This is a genomic window from Bacillus sp. GW823-FHT06A10 (genome assembly GCF_058795375.1).
The window spans coordinates 1,927,802-1,946,084 of record NZ_JBXAHT010000001.1; the positions used below are offsets into that span (position 1 = coordinate 1,927,802).

Sequence of the window (18,283 nt, forward strand, 5' to 3'; positions counted from 1 at the left end):
AAGATTTTTAGGGGGATAAGTTAAGTCGTGCGTTTTGTGAACAGAATGAATTCCTTATATTATATTTTTAGACTGATAATTTGTATCGTATTAAGGGATAATTTCAAAAATGGTACCTTTATTAAAATCAGTTACTTTCATAGAACCGTAAACTCCTAAATATAATTTAGTTTGATTCAAATTTGTTCCTAAACTCATATAATAAGCTGCTTGCGTACCAAAATCATAATTGGTTTCAATAGCATGAAAGTCAGCATGTTTACCGTCTGTACCTGCTCTAGTATAGGCTAAAACACCTTTAACTGGCGGTCGAGAATCTTCTTTCTTAGCAAGGTCAGTAAACACTACGCTACCTGTTAAATTTGGAATTGCATTTCCCATATATGGCTGAACTCCTGTAAGGGAAGTTCCTCCAAACTTATTGGGTCTGGAATCTTGATGAAAATAACTAAGTAGAGGCAGAATACGCCTCGCTGAAGTTTGTATTGTTTCATCATAATAAGTCATTGTTCTTTCATCCAAAGTCTGATTTTCGGAACAATGCCGTATAAAAGAAGTAGGTAAATCCCCTTCCCATCCTCTCCAACCAAAATTGATAAACCCATCTTGATTGGGAGTGAGCCTCATAAAATGCATTTGAACAAGTTCTGTAACCGGTATAGGTTTATATTGAACAAATGAAAAAATAGACTCTACAATATCTTGTCCGACATTTCCGGCGTATTTGATATATTGATTATAAAACCTTTGAAATGAAATGCCAGTTATATTACGTACTCCTTTTGCAATTACTGTAAGTGTTTCTTGTATAGATAAAGGAAGTTCATCGAAGCGTGTAACTACAGGAGGGTTATTTATAAATGTATTTTTACTTACATCGATTTCAATTATTTTACCTGCTATTTCTAAATCATCTTGGCTTAAGTTAAATGGATCATAACCTGATCCGCCATCTCCATTTGTAAAAACAAGTTTTCCAGTCTCAGGTGAAAAGTTTAAACTATTGACTCCGTTATGATTAAAAAATGGTCTTCTTACATTCAGTAATGTTCGTCGCTTTTGAGCTTGACCATTAGGTTGTAAAGTCCATTCTTCCACAGTATCAATGTGATCATATTGCGTATTTCTATTAACCCACTTTAAATTTAATGTTTTAGGGTCACAAGGATTAGGTTTAAATTGTTCAGAAAGTGCACCTGGCCCTTGAGTTCCGGCTACTGAATAATGTAGATAAAATAACCTGTTTTGATAAAATTGTGGATGGAACGCAAGTCCTAGCAATCCGCGTTCATCATAACCGCTACTAGAAACACCTTCTTCAAATGTACCTAATTTAATAATTAGGTGACGAATATCTAAAAATATCTTTATAACTCCATTCCCTATGTAAAAAATCTCTCCTAATTGGGTTGCGATAAATAGTCTTTCGGTCGATTCGCCTGGAAGTATTGTTGTTTTCAATACGGTTGGTAAATTTATATTATGAACAATGGGTCGTAAACTAACTTTAACTTTTGTCAATTAACTGTACACCCCTTTTTCTTCTTTTTATAGAAGAATATGATTAGAGTAGTTCTGTTAGTATCAAATAAGTCGTATTCCTTTTTATTACAATTTTGTATATAATATAATTATAAATAATATGGGGGACGAACTATGATAATCGTACTACAAATCATCTTACCACTAATTTTCGCAGTCTATTTATTTACCCTCTATCATAACGGGACGTATGGATCAGCTTCATTCATTTTAGCAGTCATGATAGGAATTTTCGGTTTAGAGAATATTTTTCAATATGCTAGTCTAACAGATCATGCTATTTATCCATATTGGGGAAGTTTGAAGGCTGTTGTTATCGTTTTATCAGTCGTATTTCTATTTAAAAAAGGTGGTTTAACAGGAAAATATTGATTTGTAATGCGTTACATATTTTCTTGTTAAATTGCTTTTATTTTATAAAAGAAGAAATATTTATGTGAAAACAAGAAGGGATGTGTTACATATGTCTATAAATATTATTTCAATAATCTCTATCATAATATGGATTGTGTTAATTACAGAACTTATAAAACCTTCAAAAGAACAGAATGGACGAAAAATAGTAACTTTAGTAACTGCTGGTTCCGTATCAACACTTATTTTGACGGTTTCATTTATTCAAAATATCCCGTTTTGGAATTGATAGTGATATTCATAACAAAAATATGTATAAATAAAAAGATTAGGATTCACTCCTAATCTTTTTATATTTTGAGGTAGCACCATATGCCCAGCAAGCTAAGGTCTTGAAGTAGCCCCTAAACAAAATTTTAAATTTTTCTAAAGTTATTTATGTGAATTCAAATCGTTTTCAGGAACATATGTGATCCTTTTATAATTTGAAGTTCTTTTTAAGCTTCTTATATTTTCTGTACGAACGTCTAACAATGTTTAACATAAAATACGGTATTTTAACGGGGAAAGGCAATTTATAAATGAAAGGAAAATAAAAGGTGAAATATGCCTTTTCTAGGTCTCTCCACTTACTATCTTCTTTTGTTTTTAAGAAATCAGATACATCGACTACATATCCCCTTCCTTTTTCCATCATCACATTTTTCCCGTGAACATCACAAGGAGTTAACCCTTGTTCCCTCGCATACTCTAAAGCCTCATTAATATCAAGTATTACTTGCTTAGGAATTTTAATTCCCTTATGAATAGCATCGTATAAGGTAATTTCTTTTAAACGTTTCAATACTATGAAATTTTCTCCTTTATATATAAGCTTTGAATAAGAAGGATGATCTCCAATTCTTCGGTATACTTCTGACTCTTTTTCAATTCCTTCTCCTTCTCGCACGTAAACTTTCACTACCCAATCTTTGTATTCTTTGTGCATGAATACTGCGGCATAATTACCTGTTCCTAAACACTTCCAAAGTCTAGGAATATCTTTAACTACTACAGGCTCGAATTCATTCTCACTTCTTATACTTACCTCTTTTAATAATTCGTCCTTTATCAATCCCACAAAACTATTTATACTCATCATTCCCACTCCGGTTTTGCTAAAAGGGGGCCCACCCACATTTTAACGAAAATATACACTAAGCGAATTTTAGCATAAAACGAGTCATCTTTCTTCTTAAAATAAAAAGCTAACTCGTTTTATTTAAACTGTTGAATACTTAATATCTATTCCGTTATTCATAGCCAAAAACCGTACGATATAAAAATATTTCTAACTATTTTCATTTTTTCAGAGTCAACTGTATAGGGCTTTTCTTAGTACAAGTTCTCTTAGTAAATTACCTATACAAAATCTATATTACTCTATTTTATAATCTAAAACATTGTTTAGAAGTGTAGCAAAGGTTTGTTAATGGTTCCATTCTTGTTCCAATACTATCTTTGTTAGCTAAAACTTTTATTGTTTTAATAGTCTTTTGTTTAATTCCCACAATGCTGTTTTGTTGCTATCCCATTTCAAAAACGTTACTGCTTCCTCAAAGCATAACCATTTATAATTGAAGTGTTCTTTAGATAATGATATGTTTTTTGTAGGGACTTTAACTCCAAAAGAAAATTCTTTTATTACATAAACCTCTTCTCCCCAAAGGAATCCTCCAACTACATCTTCTACTGATAGTGAAGACACAGAATCTAATTGTATATATGGACATTCTCTTGTAATACCAGCCTCTTCAAATGCTTCCCGTTTTGCTGATTCAATAGGAATCTCACCGTCTTCTCCGCCACCAGCTATTCCTTGCCAATAACCATAATCACTTCGGTTAAAAATGGCATATTGAATAGAATCGACAGTTTTTATATAAGGAAATATCAATACTTGATATGGCGCTCTCATTACTTAACCTCCTCTCGAAAATAAGTTTTAAAGCAATATGAATAAAGAGCCGACATCACAAGTCTACATTATTAATGCAGGTTTATAATGTCGGCCCTCTATTTTTAAATAATTTTATTTTTCATAAACAGGCTTACTCTTAACAGAGGAAAAACTACTTATTCCTTGTCGAATTTGTTTAGCATGGTTTTTCATAAATGTTAGCAGTACTCCATATTATTCAATTGCGCCAGCAACGTCATAATCATTTAAATCTAATTCAATCGGTTGTCCGAGCGCTAGTTTAGCAAGTTCCGCTCCTAAGTATGGACCAGCTGTTAAACCCGAAGCCCCTAATCCATTCGCAACGAGAATTCCTTCAAAGTTAGGTAGTGGCCCGATAACAGGTAAGAATCCTGGTGTGAATGGTCTGAATCCAACTCTCGTTTCAAGCATTGTAGCATTTTCTAAGCCAGGTGCAACTGCTAATGCCTTATGGAATACTTCATGTAAACCACCTGCTGTTACACGATGATCGAAACCAGTATCATTCTCATGTGTTGCACCAATTACGACATGACCATTGTCAAACGTTAAAATATATTGATCGTTCGGTGGCATAACAACTGGCATATTTTCTGTTGCTGTATTTTCAATTTGCAGATGAACAATTTGTCCTTTTTGGAATGTAACTAAGAAATTAATTCCTAATGGGTTCAAGATTTCATTCGCCCATGCGCCTGCAGTTACAATAACCTTTTCTGCTAAAATTGTTTCATCGTTTACTGTAACTCCAGTAATATGATTTCCTTCACGGACTAATATGGCATCGCCTTTTATAAAAGTTGCACCATGTTTTTTCGCAGCACTTATTAATGCATTGCGTAATAATCTTCCATTCACTCGTGCAGCACCACTAATATGAACAGAACTATATTCGTCTGATAATGCTGGGAATAATTTTTTTGTTTCTTCAGCTGATAAGCGAGTTATTTCACCAATCTCTGGGGCATCTTCACGTCGTTTATAAGCTCGCTCTTCCATTTGATCTAACTTTTTCTCGTCAGTATGTAAACTAATTGCACCTACACGATTATATCCTGTGTCAGTTTCACCGTCTTCTTCTAATTGCTGAATTAACGAAGAATAGTAACGTGCACCGCCTTTAACGATTTTATACCATGCTTTATTACGACGCTGTGATAGCCATGGACATACAATACCTGCTCCTGCATCAGTTGCTTGCCCTAATTGTTGGCGATCCACGATAGTAACATTCGCACCTGCCTTAGCAAGATGATAAGCAGTAGACGCTCCTAAAATTCCAGATCCAACTACAATATACGATTTCATTTCAAACACCTTTTCTCTTTTGCTAATTATATAAATATAAGAACATTCCTTAGTATAATGGAAGGAATGCTTTTTTCAATGCACTCATCACAATTAATTGTTGCAGCATTGTGACTTTCTTAATCATTATTTTTTCTTCTTACGGAATAATTCAATTGTTTTATAGCCTTGTGAAAGGATCTCTATCATTTTCTCTAGACGTTTTTCACGTGTTTTTTCTTGTTTTACAGAAAAAAGATTACGTGCCCAATCTTTCTGATATCCAGGCGTTAAACTTTGATAAAACTTAAGTTCATTCGGATGATTAGCTAATAATGCTTCAACATCTTTAATTCGATCTGCATAATCGGCAACACATTGACTCATAGCAGATGTTTTTGTTGTTTTTTTCTTTTCACGTTTTAAACCAACAACAGTAAAGACTTCATCCATACTTACCATTCGTGCAAATTTAATATCGCTTTCTCCCACATAACCATCTTCTCCAACGTTTAATGACGGAAACATCTCATCACGGTGAATAAACGTACTATAACGAGCATTACCTTTTTTCGGATATGCAAAGAATACGTAACCTTTTTCAATTAGTAATTCTTCATTACTAATAATAAAATTCGTTTGTTTCACCATTTCATCAAGCGTTTCTACAAATATAAAGATAGCATCGTGTTCTTTTGAGAATGCAGTTTCTTTACCTGTAAAAATGTCATAATCACTTGGTTCGTTAATAACGACCATATTTGTATACTTATTAAGTTTCAATTTATCAATAACTGACATAATAATCTTCCTTTACATTCAAAATTCATTGTACATACTTTTTCGTACTGTTCTAGTGTATTATATGTATTAAGAAAATCAAACTTTAAATCATATTATTCTGCTGCAAAAGAACACAATTCTTTACTAGATGGGGTGGTTTTATGCCATATGTAATCCGAGATGAAGGGCTAGTTTTACAAGGGGATGATGGAAAAGAACCAATTTTTCATACATATGAAGAAGCTGAGGAAACATTAAAAACATTAACTATACCGCAGTTTCCGAAACATATTAGAAGAAAACCATTTACACCAAAAATAATAAAGATAGCCGCTTCTGAATAAGAACCGGCTATCTTTATTATTCATAACTTAATAGCAAATAAAGTATATAAAAACTCTTTATATTGATCTTCTGTAATTTCACGCTTAGTTTTTTCCCCATGAATAATTTCGGTTAAACTTGTATTCGTTAATGAAATATGGCCAGAGTTCGTCAACTTTACTGCAATTGGTCCCTTATTAAAAATAGACTTCTCATCTTCTATCACTCTTCTTTGAACATCATTTACTACTATCTCATCAATAATATGTTTATAAAAAGCATGACAAACTTTCCATTCTCCAGCAGCATCTTTTCTTTCTAAAACATAATTTCCTCTACTCGTAGCTTTTTGTCTCACCCGGTACGAACCATTTTTTGAAGAAACAGATTCACCAGTAAAAGGTACAGGAACAAGAGGTACTAACGAAGCTATACCTACATCAATTAAATACTGTACATTATTATAAGTTAAAATAATTGTTATATGGCCATCCTCAAGTGCCCATGCATTTATATCGTTTTTATAAACCGTACCTAATGCCAGTTGTACATCATAGCCACAGTCTCTTAAAAAATAGTAAAAAAGAGTGTTTAATTCGTAGCAAAGTCCACCACGGGAACTAGTTAAAATTTTCTCTCGCAAGTTTTCCAGAGAGATTTGATTCGTATTACACGCTATAACATCTAAATTCTCAAATGGTATAGTGTGTGCAAATGCAAAGAGAATTGTATTTAATTCTTCAAACTTCACTTCAGTACGCTTTGCAAGATTCAATCTTGTAAAAAGCTTATGTTGTAGACTTGTCATAGTCAGCACCCCTTAAAATGTATAAGTTAAAATAGTATATGCTGATTGTAAATTTGATGGGGTACTGAAACAATGTACATTTCGTTTAACTGTACCGGTACAAAAAGTCTAACCGACAAGATCACTTAAGATAAGAAGCTACGAATACAAATTTAATAGTTTGTCTATAGGTAAATTATTATAATCGCTTAAATCAACAAAATATTGAAGTTGCCACGTTTGGCTCTTTTTAGCTTGATTGCTAACAGTGGTATCCCAAACAGGATAAATTCTCATTGCCATTTTCCCTGTTTGACTTGGTGTTCTCAATATTTTTTCTTTAAGAAGAATCTCTTTAGGGAAAATAAATTGCCCTAGTTTATTATCAGCAATACAAGTGATTACTAATAAATCAGGAGCAGCTTCATAAGAGAAAGCTCTATTTCGCATATTTTCATCTTTCTCCCAAAAAGAAACAAATTGCCCAATTTTATTAGGAGTAACTTTTGATTTTCTAAAACGAATGGTTTTGTTATTTAAGTGGAATAAACATCCGGCATATTCTGCGTTTTGCTTTTCTTCTTTTAGATTCGTAATCATTAAGTTGTTAGGTTTGTAAACTATATTATTTAAATTTTGGATTATATTATTAAAATTGTTCAAAAAAACTCCCCCTTTATTCATCTCTTAGTTTACCACAAACATCAGTTCTTCTATATCGTATATAATTATGAACTAATTGAAATGGGGGAATTTAGCAGGATATAATTATTATTTTAATGTACTTAGTTTTTCAATTGCTTGTTGTTCAGTTGCTAAGTAAAAAATGTCATTCCCTTTATTACATTCATAAATAAAATCCTTTAAGCTTTTATTAGTATACATAGAGAAATCTCCAACAATAGCAATCTTTACCTTGTAGTTTATAAACTTTTGAAGGATATCGCCCGCAAGCCGTGTTTTTAGATCAAAGAAATCTTCACTTATTAAAGATTTATGGATAATAATATGTTTCGCATCTACCTCATATTGAACTGTTGCCATAGTATCTAATGCAGACTGAACATCCGATATTAATACCTTATCGTTTCTAATGAGCGCAATATTGATTCCATCGATTACTACTTTCTTTATTTCCATAGTCCCACCCCTTTATAATTTACACAGTATGAGTAAAATTGTTTTACAAAACTTCGTATATTAAAATCGTATCTATTTTTTTATTACTAATACGGTCAATGAAATTAATGATAGTTTCTCTTTTTATATTTTTGAATATATATGAGATTACTTTTACTTGTTATAAAAATATTGTGGAGTAACATAACTTAACAAACTATCCAAAGTATTAATCTCAGCATATGGTTGTATTTTGGTAGTATTCTTGATTTTTTGAGGGTTAAACCACACCCCTTTTATATTTGCATTTTGAGGACCATCAATATCCTTTTCTAAGTCATCCCCAACAAATAAAGTATTTTCCGGCTGTAAATTTAGCTTATTTAATGCTAGTTCGAATATACGTTTATCAGGTTTACTAAATCCCACTTCTTCAGAAATAATGATTGTTTCAAAATACTTATTTAAATTCGTGTTAAATATTTTAGCTTTTTGCCTCTGAGTTGAGCCATTTGTTATAATTCCAACTTTAAAGTGCTTCTTTATTTGATTTAAGAAATGAATAGTATTTTGGTCTATTGAAAAACATCTAGGGAAATTATTATTCCAAAAATCTTGGATGTAATTGCGTGGCAATCTATACTTCGGCCTGAATTCATCAAACAATGATTCTAAAACTGTCGTTTTATTACTTATGCCATATTCTCTTTTATCGTATTCTTTGAATTTCTGTAACATGTTGCTTTTAGCCGCACCATCTACATTTTCATAACACTTTTCTAAAACAATTAAAAATAATGCCTCTACTGCTTTATCCCTATCAAGTAATGTATCATCTAAATCAAACAGCATCGCTTTATAACCCATCAAATCATTTCACAACCTTTCTAGCATTATATAAATCTCTCCAAGTTTGTACCTTTAAACTTTTGGTTTAGCAAGAACATTGTTATGTAGTGATTAACGATTAAATAAAAACTAGATGAAAGAAATTCATAGTTCTTGGCACACACTCTAGTATTACAGTAGCTTCTTCTATATTGAAATTCCTTTTCCTCTTTTGGTAAAGAAGCAAAAGTATATTTTCGAGAATTTTAAGAAACTACATACAATTCACGTTATTATACATTAGTTTTTCGTAAATATTAATCGTACATCAATTCATACGATAAGTTTTTTTAAGCAATTATTTCTCCATAAAAAAGGAATATAGCTAATAATACTTTTTGGTAGTAAACGTCCTATGAAGTTTACTACTGTATCTCCACATAAACTCCAGATTGTACGGCTATAATGACTACCAGAGGTGATATTATGAAAAATTATCATATCCTCGTGGTTGAGGACGATCAAGAAATTCAGGAATTAATTAAACAATTTTTAATGACACAGCATTATACAGTGGTAGTCGCTTCAGATGGACTAGAGGGTATGACACAATTTAATAAGCAATCATTTGATTTAATTCTTCTAGATGTCATGATGCCCAATCTTAATGGATTTGAAGTTTCTAAAATGATTCGAAGTCAGTCAAACGTACCAATTATTATGCTAACTGCGTTGGAAGAAGAGGAAGATCAAATGAAAGGATTCGACCTTGGGATCGATGACTATATAACAAAGCCCTTTTCATTTCATGTTTTGATTAGACGAGTCGAAGCTGTACTTAGAAGAAGTTATGATAAAAATGTAAATAATCATTTGATATTTAAAGAAGTGCGTATTGATGTGGATGCATATAGAGTATATGTAAATGACGTTGAAATTATATTAACAACAAAAGAGTTTGAAATTCTACAACTACTATTTCAAAATGAGAGAAAAGTACTCCCAAGAGAAAATATCGTTGAAAAGGTTTGGGGTTACGATTATTTTGGAGAAACACGAATAATTGATACACATATTAAAAACCTACGCAAAAAATTAGCTATCCCTTATATTAAAACAATAAAGGGTATTGGATATAAAATTGATGAATAGTATTGTGAAACTCATGAAAATGAAGCAAATTACTTATAAACTCTTTATGACTACATCTCTCATTTTATTATCCTTTGCAGTATTGATTTATTTAACTTTATACTTCTTTCTTCCGACGTTTTATGAGCAATATAAAACAGATCAACTTCAAACAGGGATAAACGAAATCATTGATAAATCTAAAAATCTTACGTTTCAAGATGCGATACCACTTTTTGATGAATACGCCAAAAAAAATAATGCGATGCTTTATCTCCAAAATAAAGAAGGAGTAATTATTTACTCTCCTTCATTTTCTTTTATTCAAAGTGGTACGCAAAAAACAGTAGTTACTAAAGCAACACGATTCGAGAATGCAAGTACCCTTAGCAATTCATATAACGTTACGAAACCAATTCAATTTCAAGATGGTAGTTTAACGCTTATAGTGTTTGCTACATTTCAACCGATTGATGAAGCTTCACAGGTTTTAGTACGCTTTCTCCCCTATATTAGTATCATTGTGCTCGTTATTGGTATAGGAAGTGCTTATTTTTATTCCAGGTTTATTACAAAGCCACTTATTTATATTAATGAAGGTGCACAAAAGATGGCAAATTTAGATTTCTCCGAAAAAATTGAGGTTCGCTCTACAGATGAGTTAGGAGAATTATCTAATAGTTTAAATGACATGTCTATTAACTTGCAACAAGCTATGTTTGATTTGAAAAAAGCAAATGAACAATTAAAAAATGATATTGAAAAAGAAAGAGAAATAGAAACAAAACGCAGAGAGTTTTTTGCGATTGTAGCACATGAATTAAAGTCCCCTCTTACTGTAATGAAAGGATACTTAGAAGGAATGATATACAATATTGGCCCTTATCAAAATCGCGATCAATATTTAAAGAAAAATCATCAAATTATTGAAAGTATGGAACAATTAGTTCGTGAAATTTTAAGCGTATCGAAATTAGAACAACACACCTTCAAACTAAAAGTAGAGGAAGTTAATCTTTCAAAGTTAATAGGTGCAATCACAAAAGATCTCGAATTTTTTGCTTCTCAAAAAAGCATCGAAATAATAAAAGAAATTGATTCTGACCTTTCTATTTATACCGATTGTGCCCTTTTAGAAAAAGCATGTAAAAATATTATTCACAATGCGGTTATGTATTCACCACATAATGAAAAAGTCTATATAAAGTTAAGTGAGGATTCGAAACAAGGTCAAATCGAAATGCAAATTATAAATACAGGTGTCAATATTAAAGATGAAGATTTACAACAAATTTTCAAACCATTTTATCGAATTGAAAAATCAAGAAATCGAAATACTGGAGGAAATGGTTTAGGGCTATATATTGTTAAGCAAATTCTCGAAACGCTAGATATAAAGTATTCAATAAAAAATATGGAACATAGTGTGCAATTTTACATGAGTATTCCATTATCTAAACACAAAAACAAACAAACTCTCCTTTAAATAGGACGAGTTTGTTTGTTTTTGTAGTAAGTATAAACTTATTAACAGGTTTTTCACTTAATGGACAAATGCTGCTTCTTAAATGGCGATTATCATAAGTAGTGACAAACTGTATTCAATTTACATATTTATCTTCTACTTTTCAGATTAATTTGGAATTCTTTTATGATAAGCTATATGTAAAGATTAAAGATAAAGGATGATTCGTATGCAAATAAGACCAAAGGTAAGTGAATATAACTCCTATTATGCAACGTATACCAACTTAGTATCAGACGGAAATATCATACATATTCTAGAACAACAAATGAAGGAAACGAATCTTTTATTAAAGGGAATTTCTAATAGTGAGGGACTTTTCCGGTATGCTCCTACTAAATGGAGTATAAAAGAAGTAATCGGTCATATAGCAGATACAGAACGGATTATGGCGTATCGATTGCTATCTATCGCTCGAGGCGAGACAGCAGAACTTCCAGGCTATAATGATGATATGTATGTTCTTAGAGCTGCTTTTGATAAGCAATCTATGCAAGATCTTCTTGAGAATTTAATAGTTGTTCGCCAATCTACCCTGTATTTACTTAGAAGCTTAGATAAAGAAGCTTGGTCACAAAGAGGAAATGCGAATAATTCTGAAGTTACAGTTCGTGCATTAGCATACATCATTGCTGGTCATGAGCTTCATCATCTTCAAATTATAAAAGAACGTTACCTTGGTTCTGATTTATATCCAGCAACTTAACATTTGAAGAAAATGAGTCCTATTTATGTAGTGCTCTTTTTCAGTATTTATAACGGATTAGTGCTTAGAACTATGGCAATTAAATGCATTTATTTATAAAGTCCACCACATAATATATATGCTATCCCCTCTTATTCTGTACATAATTTTCTTTAGGTTGATATACTACAAACTCAATATATCTGGAAAGGTGATGATATTATGTATGAACAACAAAATAATAGAGATAGAGATCAAAAAATGATGTTTTTTATGCAGGGAGTTCCCTCAAATAAAATTAACATGAATCAATTACCTAAATGGATTAGAATTTTTGGCTATTGTGCGTTTGGTTGGATAATAGTATTTAGTTTAATTATGATTGTAGGTTTAATTCTGCAATAACTATGTGTGATTATCCCATGATATAGGTAACCAATTATAATAAAAAGAACTTGTAGAATATACTACAAGTTCTTTTAAAAATATTATTAAAACGGGAACAACAAACTATTTTAACATTCAGTACAGGGAGACCATTTTGATTATGGCTTGATTTTATTATAAATCAAATATAAGCTTTTGAAAGGTCTAGTTTTTGAAAAATATGTGAATTAAACAGCTACGATGTTTATATTAGATTTCATTTATGATTAACTTCTTCTTACTTAAATACACTGCACGATCTGATTTTTTAGCAACCTCCTGTGAGTGCGTCACAACAATAATGCATTTATTCTCTTTATGTGCAAGTTCTTGAAACAGTTCTATTATATCCATTGCGGTTTCCTCGTCGAGGTTTCCTGTCGGCTCATCTGCAATTAGTAAATCAACATTACAAGATAGTGCTCGAGCGATTGCTACACGCTGTTGTTGCCCGCCACTTAGTTGCAGGACGTTTCGTTTCGCTTCAGCTTCTGAGAGTCCTACCCTCTCTAATAATTCTAATGCTCTTGCTGTTTTATTTTGCACTTTAACACCTGTAATTTCCATTGCTGTTAAGACGTTTTGAAGAGCGGTCATATAGGTAATTAAGTTATAAGATTGGAAAATTACAGATACATTTTGATTACGGTATCGATCCAAGCCAATTTTTCTAATATCTTTGCCATTATACAGTACATAACCATTTTTAGGGACATCTAGTCCACAACCTAAGCTTAGAGTTGTAGTTTTACCAGATCCAGATGGTCCTAAAATCGTGTAGAAATGTCCTTTTTGAAAAGAAAAGTTAACATTATCTAGTATCGCTACATTTTTTCCGTTACTTTCATAATAATAATCCAAATTTTTAAACTGTAAAATCGTCTCCATATCGAGCCTCCTCATTCATCTTTTAAAAGAATTTGTTTTGGGTTTAAACGTAGAATAGATAATGCTGGAAGAAGCGTTGCTATTATAGCAATAGCTAGTCCAATTCCACCCATTTTTCCTACATCTTCTCCTGTTACACTTACATCAATTTTATCAATTGGATCTTCTTTTTGATTTTGTAGAGTACCACCGGGTCCAGCCATCATTACAGTACCATGTTGCGAGGTATCTGTTTCTTCGCTTGCAGTAGCAATTTCATTCGAAAGTAAATTATCCCCGATATATTGAGAAACTTTAGCTCCTGTTGTTATGGATAATCCAAATGCTAAAATAGCGACACACACTACTTCTACTACGAATTGCGCCATCAGTTTCCACTTTTTCTCTCCAATAGACAATAGAATTCCCATTTCTTTACGACGCCCTTTAATTGATAGCATAATGATTAATCCTAAAATAATCGCACCTGCAATCGATACAATATAAATAATCATTTGAGAAGTCGAAGAGATATTTTCGATAGGACCAATCATTTGCTTGTACAATGAATCATGCGCATCTAATTTATAATAATTAAAATCAATATTAGATTTTTTTGCTTCTTTTTTAAATGCATCAATATATTGTGGATCATTCAAGAAATACACGACTTGAACACTACTTATACCTTGGTCTACTTCTAATTTTTTCATAGTTGAATGCGGCATATATAGTTTATTAGCTGGATCCATAATAGGAGGAGCCTGTTGACCCATTGCTTGCTCATTTGTTTCGTAAATACCGATAATTTCAACCTCAAGGGTTTCCTTCTTATCCCCTGATTGCACTTTAACTTTGTCTCCTACTTTCAAATTGTTTAATTCCGCTAATCGTTTTTCCATTAAAGCTACATTCTGATCCTTCATTTGCTCTGTTATTGGTTTTCCATCAATGATTTTACTTTTTCCGTTTTTAAAGCTTTCTTGTAATGCAGTCTTGCGAACTCCCTCAATCATAAAAGAAGCATTCATATCTATTTCTGTACCAGAGCTTGAACCGCCTCGCGCAGCCGCCATTCCCACTTTACCTTTTCCTTCTTCTTTTCCTTCTGAAGCTCCTACTAGTTTAAGCCCTTCAGAAATACCGAAAGTGTTAGCTATGTAATTATAATCTTTTACATACTTGGACTTCGCTAATTGATCTGTTTCTTTTGCATCGAGCTGCGGCGGATTTGGCATTTCTCCAGTTTCCTTAGCTTTTTGACCTAATTTGTCGAAATCAAGACCTAAAGTAACATCTGCACCAAGTTTTTTTCTTGCAGCATCCGCTGCTTTTTTTGAAGCATTTTGGATTGTGAAACCTGAAAGAACCAAATTTGTAACAATCAGAAAAACTGCCATCAAAATTAATGATGTTCCTATTCTTTTTTTCATACTGAGAATTGCTCGTTTCATAAAATTCATTTTTTCTTACCTCCTTGATAACTTGTATTCTATATAGGTTATCTAGAGTTTATATGGAGCTAATCGGTAGTTTAACTAGAGATATAAGGAGTTTATGTGTAGTTATTCATTTACCTGTTCAAGAAAAACTAGAACACAAATTCAAAAATGCAGTCGTTTTTGAATATTGGTAAGGAGTTAGTCAATTTAAGAGACTTATAGAAAAGAAAGGTTAAGGTTAAGCTTAATTTAATGTATGTAACATAAAAAATATATTTATTGTATAATTTCTATACAATAAATATAGAAAACCAATTTGTGAATATCTATATGGGAATTGTAAGTTGTTCCTCATAGAAATTACATCTTTTAATAACAAAAGAAGCAAGTTAATATTCTTTTATATGGATAAGAATATTAACTTGCTTCTTAAATTTTAGTATAAATTATTTATTGTAAGCTTTATAATATAATATGCAAATTTATCACCTATTTTTATAATTCAAGCACCTATTATTAGGAAAAGAGAATATTTTATAATTAATTTACAACATAAATTTTGTCCATGTTTTAAACAATATGTATTTTGGAGGAGGTTAATTTGATTTTTTCAAAACTCATTGATCGGTACGCCTTATATGATTTACATAAAAAAAGAAGTGTAGCGTTTCAGTATACTTCCCTTTCTAACACTTCATTAAATATAAAGAACATAGAATCTTTTTATAAAGTAAAACCATCCTATATTCATTTTGACATTAAGCATTCAAAGCAGAAAAATGAATACATGGTTGGGCAATTCAAATATAAAAGCTCGGTTCAATCCGGTGATTCACGCAACGACTCTGTAACTGGGGAATTATTCTTACATAAAACTGAAGATGCACCTCATGTTATCTTTGTTCACGGTTGGAGAATGGATTCTAACGAACGTGTAAAAAAAATATTCCACGACCATATGACCAGCCTGAAGTGGAATATGTATTATTTCACTCTACCCTATCATTTTGAAAGAAAACCCGATCAATCCTTATTCAGTGGAGAGTACATGGTAAGTGCAAATATTGAACGAACAGTACAAGCAACTAGACAAGCGGTAGCTGATTTACGAGCTTTGATTAAATGGATTAAAGCAAATAAAAATGGGCCCCTGATTCTAATAGGAATTAGTTTAGGCGGATTTATTACTAACTTAACCTCTCTTGTTGAAGAAGAAATTGATGTGTTAGCATCCATTTTCTATGCAAATCGAATCTCTTATTCAATTTGGAATACAACTCCAGGTAAATTTATTAGAGAAGACTTGGAACATCATGGTGTAACGTATGATGATTTAATAGATTATTGGAAAATCACTGAACCGAGTCAAGCATTACCAAAAGTAAAAAAAGAAAATATTTTATTAATTTCAGGTAAGCACGATCTATATGTGCATTCTGAGGATACAGACTACTTGTGGGAATCTTGGGAAAGGCCTACACGATATATTTATACATGTGGGCATGCCGGGATAGTTCTTAAACGTAAAAAAATTGCAACTGATACTATCAATTTTATTCAAAATCGATTGAACGCCCTGCACTTATCCAATGACAGGTCTTAAATTGTGAGATTACTAAGTACAAAATCTTATACTTATATTGTTATATTTTTTACTAGTCACCTTTGTAAATCTTAGCCCCAAGCCTTACACGATTGAAAATGAAATAAAATAAATAACTAAGGAACTAATTTACCATGTGGAAAAACATTGCTCAGCATTTTCACCAGTGGTCCCTGTATATGCAATATTACATACAAAAATCTTTATTTATTACGTTATTAATTTAAAAATAAATTATTCATCCATTAATCTATACCATCCGTATTTACATTTATGGATACCCTAATTACATATGAAAAAGAGAGAAGAACATTGGTTAGTTCTTCTCTTTTTGTTTATTTTTAAAATAACTATCTATAAAATTTTGCTTTTTATAATTCTTCATGAGTCTAGAAAAGAAATTTTTCTAATGTACATAATTACAACGACATTAAAACACTTTGCTCTTAAATCCGCTACTTGTATTATTAATTGCATGAAACTCCTTCTTGAGAAAGGTTTTAATTTCCGAATGTTCTGTTGACTGTTATAACATATCCAATTTACAATTTAATTGTGGTGTTCTTTCACAATTAAACTACTTAGAATACACTTCATTTATTTGAAAACAATTACAAATAGAGGTGCTAAAATGAAAACTAGAGTAAATCCAGAATTATTACAAGGGTTAGAGATGTTTCCGGATCTCGATTTACGCCCAGAAAATTTGCAATCAATCAGAGAAGGAATAGCTCAAATGAGACCACCTACCGTTGTTGATGACTCTCTTTCTTTAACAGATAAAGTCATTGTTGGGCCTGATGATAATCCGTTACCATTACGAATTTATCGTCCAAAATCAAATCATGAATCTTTACCTGTCTTATTATGGATACATGGTGGAGGTTATATCTTAGGGTCGATAGATGATAACGATGATACTTGTATGAGGTTTGCAAAAGAAGCTAGCTGTGTGGTCGTGTCTGTAGACTACCGCTTAGCACCTGAACACCCTTACCCAGCACCAATTGAGGATTGTTATTCAGCTTTAAAATGGATTGCTGATAATGCAAAGTCATTAAACATTGATTCGAATCGAATTGGGGTTGCAGGAGTAAGCGCTGGCGGTGGACTAACAGCAGCATTATCATTATTAGCCCGAGATCGAAAATATCCTTCAATTTGTTTACAAATGCCACTATATCCAATGATTGATGACAGAAATGATACACCTTCAGCGAATGAAATTAAAGAGGGATTTGTTTGGAACCAAAAGGCAAATGAAGCTGGCTGGAAAATGTATTTAGGAGAAATGTATGGAACGGATCAAATCCCTGTCTATGCAGCACCTTCTCGAGCTGAGGATTATAGTGACTTACCGTATACTTACACATTTGTTGGTCAATTAGATCCATTCCGCAGCGAAACATTAACCTATGTAAGCAAACTAGCACAAGCTGGTGTTGATGTGGAGTTTCATTTATATCCAAATGCCTATCACTGGTTTGAAGGGTTAAATCCAAATGCCGATGTATCTATTTATGCTGTGAACGAAATAGTACAAGCAATAAAGACTGGTTTCAAACGAGTATCCAAGGTTGAGGCTTAATCCCATTACAA

At 32.0% G+C, this 18,283-nt stretch carries 20 protein-coding genes; 9 read left to right on the top strand and 11 right to left on the bottom strand.

Going from position 1 to position 18,283, the window contains the following annotated elements:
* Positions 1-90: 90 nt before the first annotated feature.
* The gene (locus AC1Q8M_RS09780; protein ID WP_098855357.1) at positions 91-1,521 is read right to left on the bottom strand and encodes a PQQ-dependent sugar dehydrogenase; all 1,431 of its coding nucleotides are present in this window, start codon (positions 1,519-1,521) and stop codon (positions 91-93) included.
* Between the two features lie 135 nt (positions 1,522-1,656).
* Here AC1Q8M_RS09780 and AC1Q8M_RS09785 point away from each other — a divergent pair, with 135 nt between their 5' ends.
* Both AC1Q8M_RS09785 and AC1Q8M_RS09790 read left to right on the top strand, forming a co-directional pair.
* Positions 1,657-1,914 carry a hypothetical protein gene (locus AC1Q8M_RS09785; RefSeq protein WP_000587696.1) on the top strand — a complete coding sequence of 86 codons (258 nt, stop codon included), beginning with the start codon at positions 1,657-1,659 and terminating at the stop codon, positions 1,912-1,914.
* A gap of 91 nt (positions 1,915-2,005) precedes the next feature.
* The gene (locus AC1Q8M_RS09790) at positions 2,006-2,185 is read left to right on the top strand and encodes a hypothetical protein (RefSeq protein ID WP_000026312.1); all 180 of its coding nucleotides are present in this window, start codon (positions 2,006-2,008) and stop codon (positions 2,183-2,185) included.
* Positions 2,186-2,374: 189 nt separating this feature from the next.
* On the opposite strand, the gene AC1Q8M_RS09795 is transcribed toward AC1Q8M_RS09790, so the two are convergent.
* The 4 genes from AC1Q8M_RS09795 to AC1Q8M_RS09810 all read right to left on the bottom strand — a co-directional run bounded on the left by AC1Q8M_RS09795 (position 2,375) and on the right by AC1Q8M_RS09810 (position 5,965).
* Positions 2,375-3,034, bottom strand: a complete 660-nt coding sequence (locus AC1Q8M_RS09795) for a protein kinase family protein (RefSeq protein WP_061660939.1) — start codon at positions 3,032-3,034, stop codon at positions 2,375-2,377.
* Between the two features lie 378 nt (positions 3,035-3,412).
* Positions 3,413-3,853 (bottom strand): NUDIX hydrolase, encoded by a 441-nt coding sequence (locus AC1Q8M_RS09800; protein WP_001202619.1) that lies wholly within the window; start codon positions 3,851-3,853, stop codon positions 3,413-3,415.
* Between the two features lie 216 nt (positions 3,854-4,069).
* On the bottom strand, positions 4,070-5,185 hold the full coding sequence (locus tag AC1Q8M_RS09805; protein WP_000844382.1) for an NAD(P)/FAD-dependent oxidoreductase: 1,116 nt from the start codon (positions 5,183-5,185) through the stop codon (positions 4,070-4,072).
* 126 nt (positions 5,186-5,311) lie between these two features.
* Positions 5,312-5,965, bottom strand: a complete 654-nt coding sequence (locus tag AC1Q8M_RS09810) for a YdeI/OmpD-associated family protein (protein ID WP_098361077.1) — start codon at positions 5,963-5,965, stop codon at positions 5,312-5,314.
* 143 nt (positions 5,966-6,108) lie between these two features.
* On the opposite strand from AC1Q8M_RS09810, the gene AC1Q8M_RS09815 reads away from it, so the two are divergent.
* The gene (locus AC1Q8M_RS09815; RefSeq protein ID WP_001147158.1) at positions 6,109-6,291 is read left to right on the top strand and encodes a hypothetical protein; all 183 of its coding nucleotides are present in this window, start codon (positions 6,109-6,111) and stop codon (positions 6,289-6,291) included.
* A 20-nt stretch (positions 6,292-6,311) separates the two neighbouring features.
* Here the strand turns inward: AC1Q8M_RS09815 and AC1Q8M_RS09820 are convergent, their stop codons facing one another.
* The 4 genes from AC1Q8M_RS09820 to AC1Q8M_RS09835 all read right to left on the bottom strand — a co-directional run bounded on the left by AC1Q8M_RS09820 (position 6,312) and on the right by AC1Q8M_RS09835 (position 9,044).
* Entirely contained in the window at positions 6,312-7,079 is a 768-nt protein-coding gene (locus AC1Q8M_RS09820; protein ID WP_098361075.1) for an arylamine N-acetyltransferase family protein, read from the bottom strand.
* Between the two features lie 138 nt (positions 7,080-7,217).
* Complete coding sequence (locus tag AC1Q8M_RS09825; protein ID WP_141532427.1) at positions 7,218-7,721, bottom strand: MepB family protein; 504 nt, start codon at positions 7,719-7,721, stop codon at positions 7,218-7,220.
* 108 nt (positions 7,722-7,829) lie between these two features.
* Positions 7,830-8,198 carry a DUF4180 domain-containing protein gene (locus tag AC1Q8M_RS09830; RefSeq protein WP_098361073.1) on the bottom strand — a complete coding sequence of 123 codons (369 nt, stop codon included), beginning with the start codon at positions 8,196-8,198 and terminating at the stop codon, positions 7,830-7,832.
* A gap of 153 nt (positions 8,199-8,351) precedes the next feature.
* A complete protein-coding gene (locus tag AC1Q8M_RS09835; RefSeq protein WP_141532428.1) occupies positions 8,352-9,044 on the bottom strand; it encodes an HAD family hydrolase in 693 nt (230 codons plus the stop codon).
* Between the two features lie 447 nt (positions 9,045-9,491).
* Between AC1Q8M_RS09835 and AC1Q8M_RS09840 the strand changes: the two genes are divergently transcribed.
* The 4 genes from AC1Q8M_RS09840 (at position 9,492) to AC1Q8M_RS09855 (ending at position 12,751) form a co-directional block, all read left to right on the top strand.
* Positions 9,492-10,157 carry a response regulator transcription factor gene (locus tag AC1Q8M_RS09840; protein WP_098211301.1) on the top strand — a complete coding sequence of 222 codons (666 nt, stop codon included), beginning with the start codon at positions 9,492-9,494 and terminating at the stop codon, positions 10,155-10,157.
* Positions 10,150-11,622: a sensor histidine kinase gene (locus AC1Q8M_RS09845; protein WP_176522230.1), complete on the top strand. Its 1,473-nt coding sequence runs from the start codon at positions 10,150-10,152 to the stop codon at positions 11,620-11,622. Before AC1Q8M_RS09840 ends, AC1Q8M_RS09845 begins: the two co-directional genes overlap by 8 nt.
* 208 nt (positions 11,623-11,830) lie before the next feature.
* Positions 11,831-12,367 (top strand): DinB family protein, encoded by a 537-nt coding sequence (locus AC1Q8M_RS09850; RefSeq protein WP_016512709.1) that lies wholly within the window; start codon positions 11,831-11,833, stop codon positions 12,365-12,367.
* Positions 12,368-12,568: 201 nt separating this feature from the next.
* Complete coding sequence (locus AC1Q8M_RS09855) at positions 12,569-12,751, top strand: hypothetical protein (RefSeq protein ID WP_048560893.1); 183 nt, start codon at positions 12,569-12,571, stop codon at positions 12,749-12,751.
* Positions 12,752-12,982: 231 nt separating this feature from the next.
* Here the strand turns inward: AC1Q8M_RS09855 and AC1Q8M_RS09860 are convergent, their stop codons facing one another.
* Both AC1Q8M_RS09860 and AC1Q8M_RS09865 read right to left on the bottom strand, forming a co-directional pair.
* On the bottom strand, positions 12,983-13,660 hold the full coding sequence (locus tag AC1Q8M_RS09860) for an ABC transporter ATP-binding protein (RefSeq protein WP_072938658.1): 678 nt from the start codon (positions 13,658-13,660) through the stop codon (positions 12,983-12,985).
* Between the two features lie 11 nt (positions 13,661-13,671).
* Positions 13,672-15,102 (bottom strand): ABC transporter permease, encoded by a 1,431-nt coding sequence (locus AC1Q8M_RS09865; RefSeq protein ID WP_098361071.1) that lies wholly within the window; start codon positions 15,100-15,102, stop codon positions 13,672-13,674.
* A 580-nt stretch (positions 15,103-15,682) separates the two neighbouring features.
* Here AC1Q8M_RS09865 and AC1Q8M_RS09870 point away from each other — a divergent pair.
* Positions 15,683-16,684, top strand: coding sequence for an alpha/beta hydrolase (locus AC1Q8M_RS09870; RefSeq protein ID WP_098361070.1), 1,002 nt, complete (start codon positions 15,683-15,685; stop codon positions 16,682-16,684).
* Positions 16,685-17,315: 631 nt separating this feature from the next.
* Positions 17,316-18,272, top strand: a complete 957-nt coding sequence (locus AC1Q8M_RS09875) for an alpha/beta hydrolase (protein WP_000857944.1) — start codon at positions 17,316-17,318, stop codon at positions 18,270-18,272.
* The last annotated feature ends 11 nt before the right edge of the window (positions 18,273-18,283 follow it).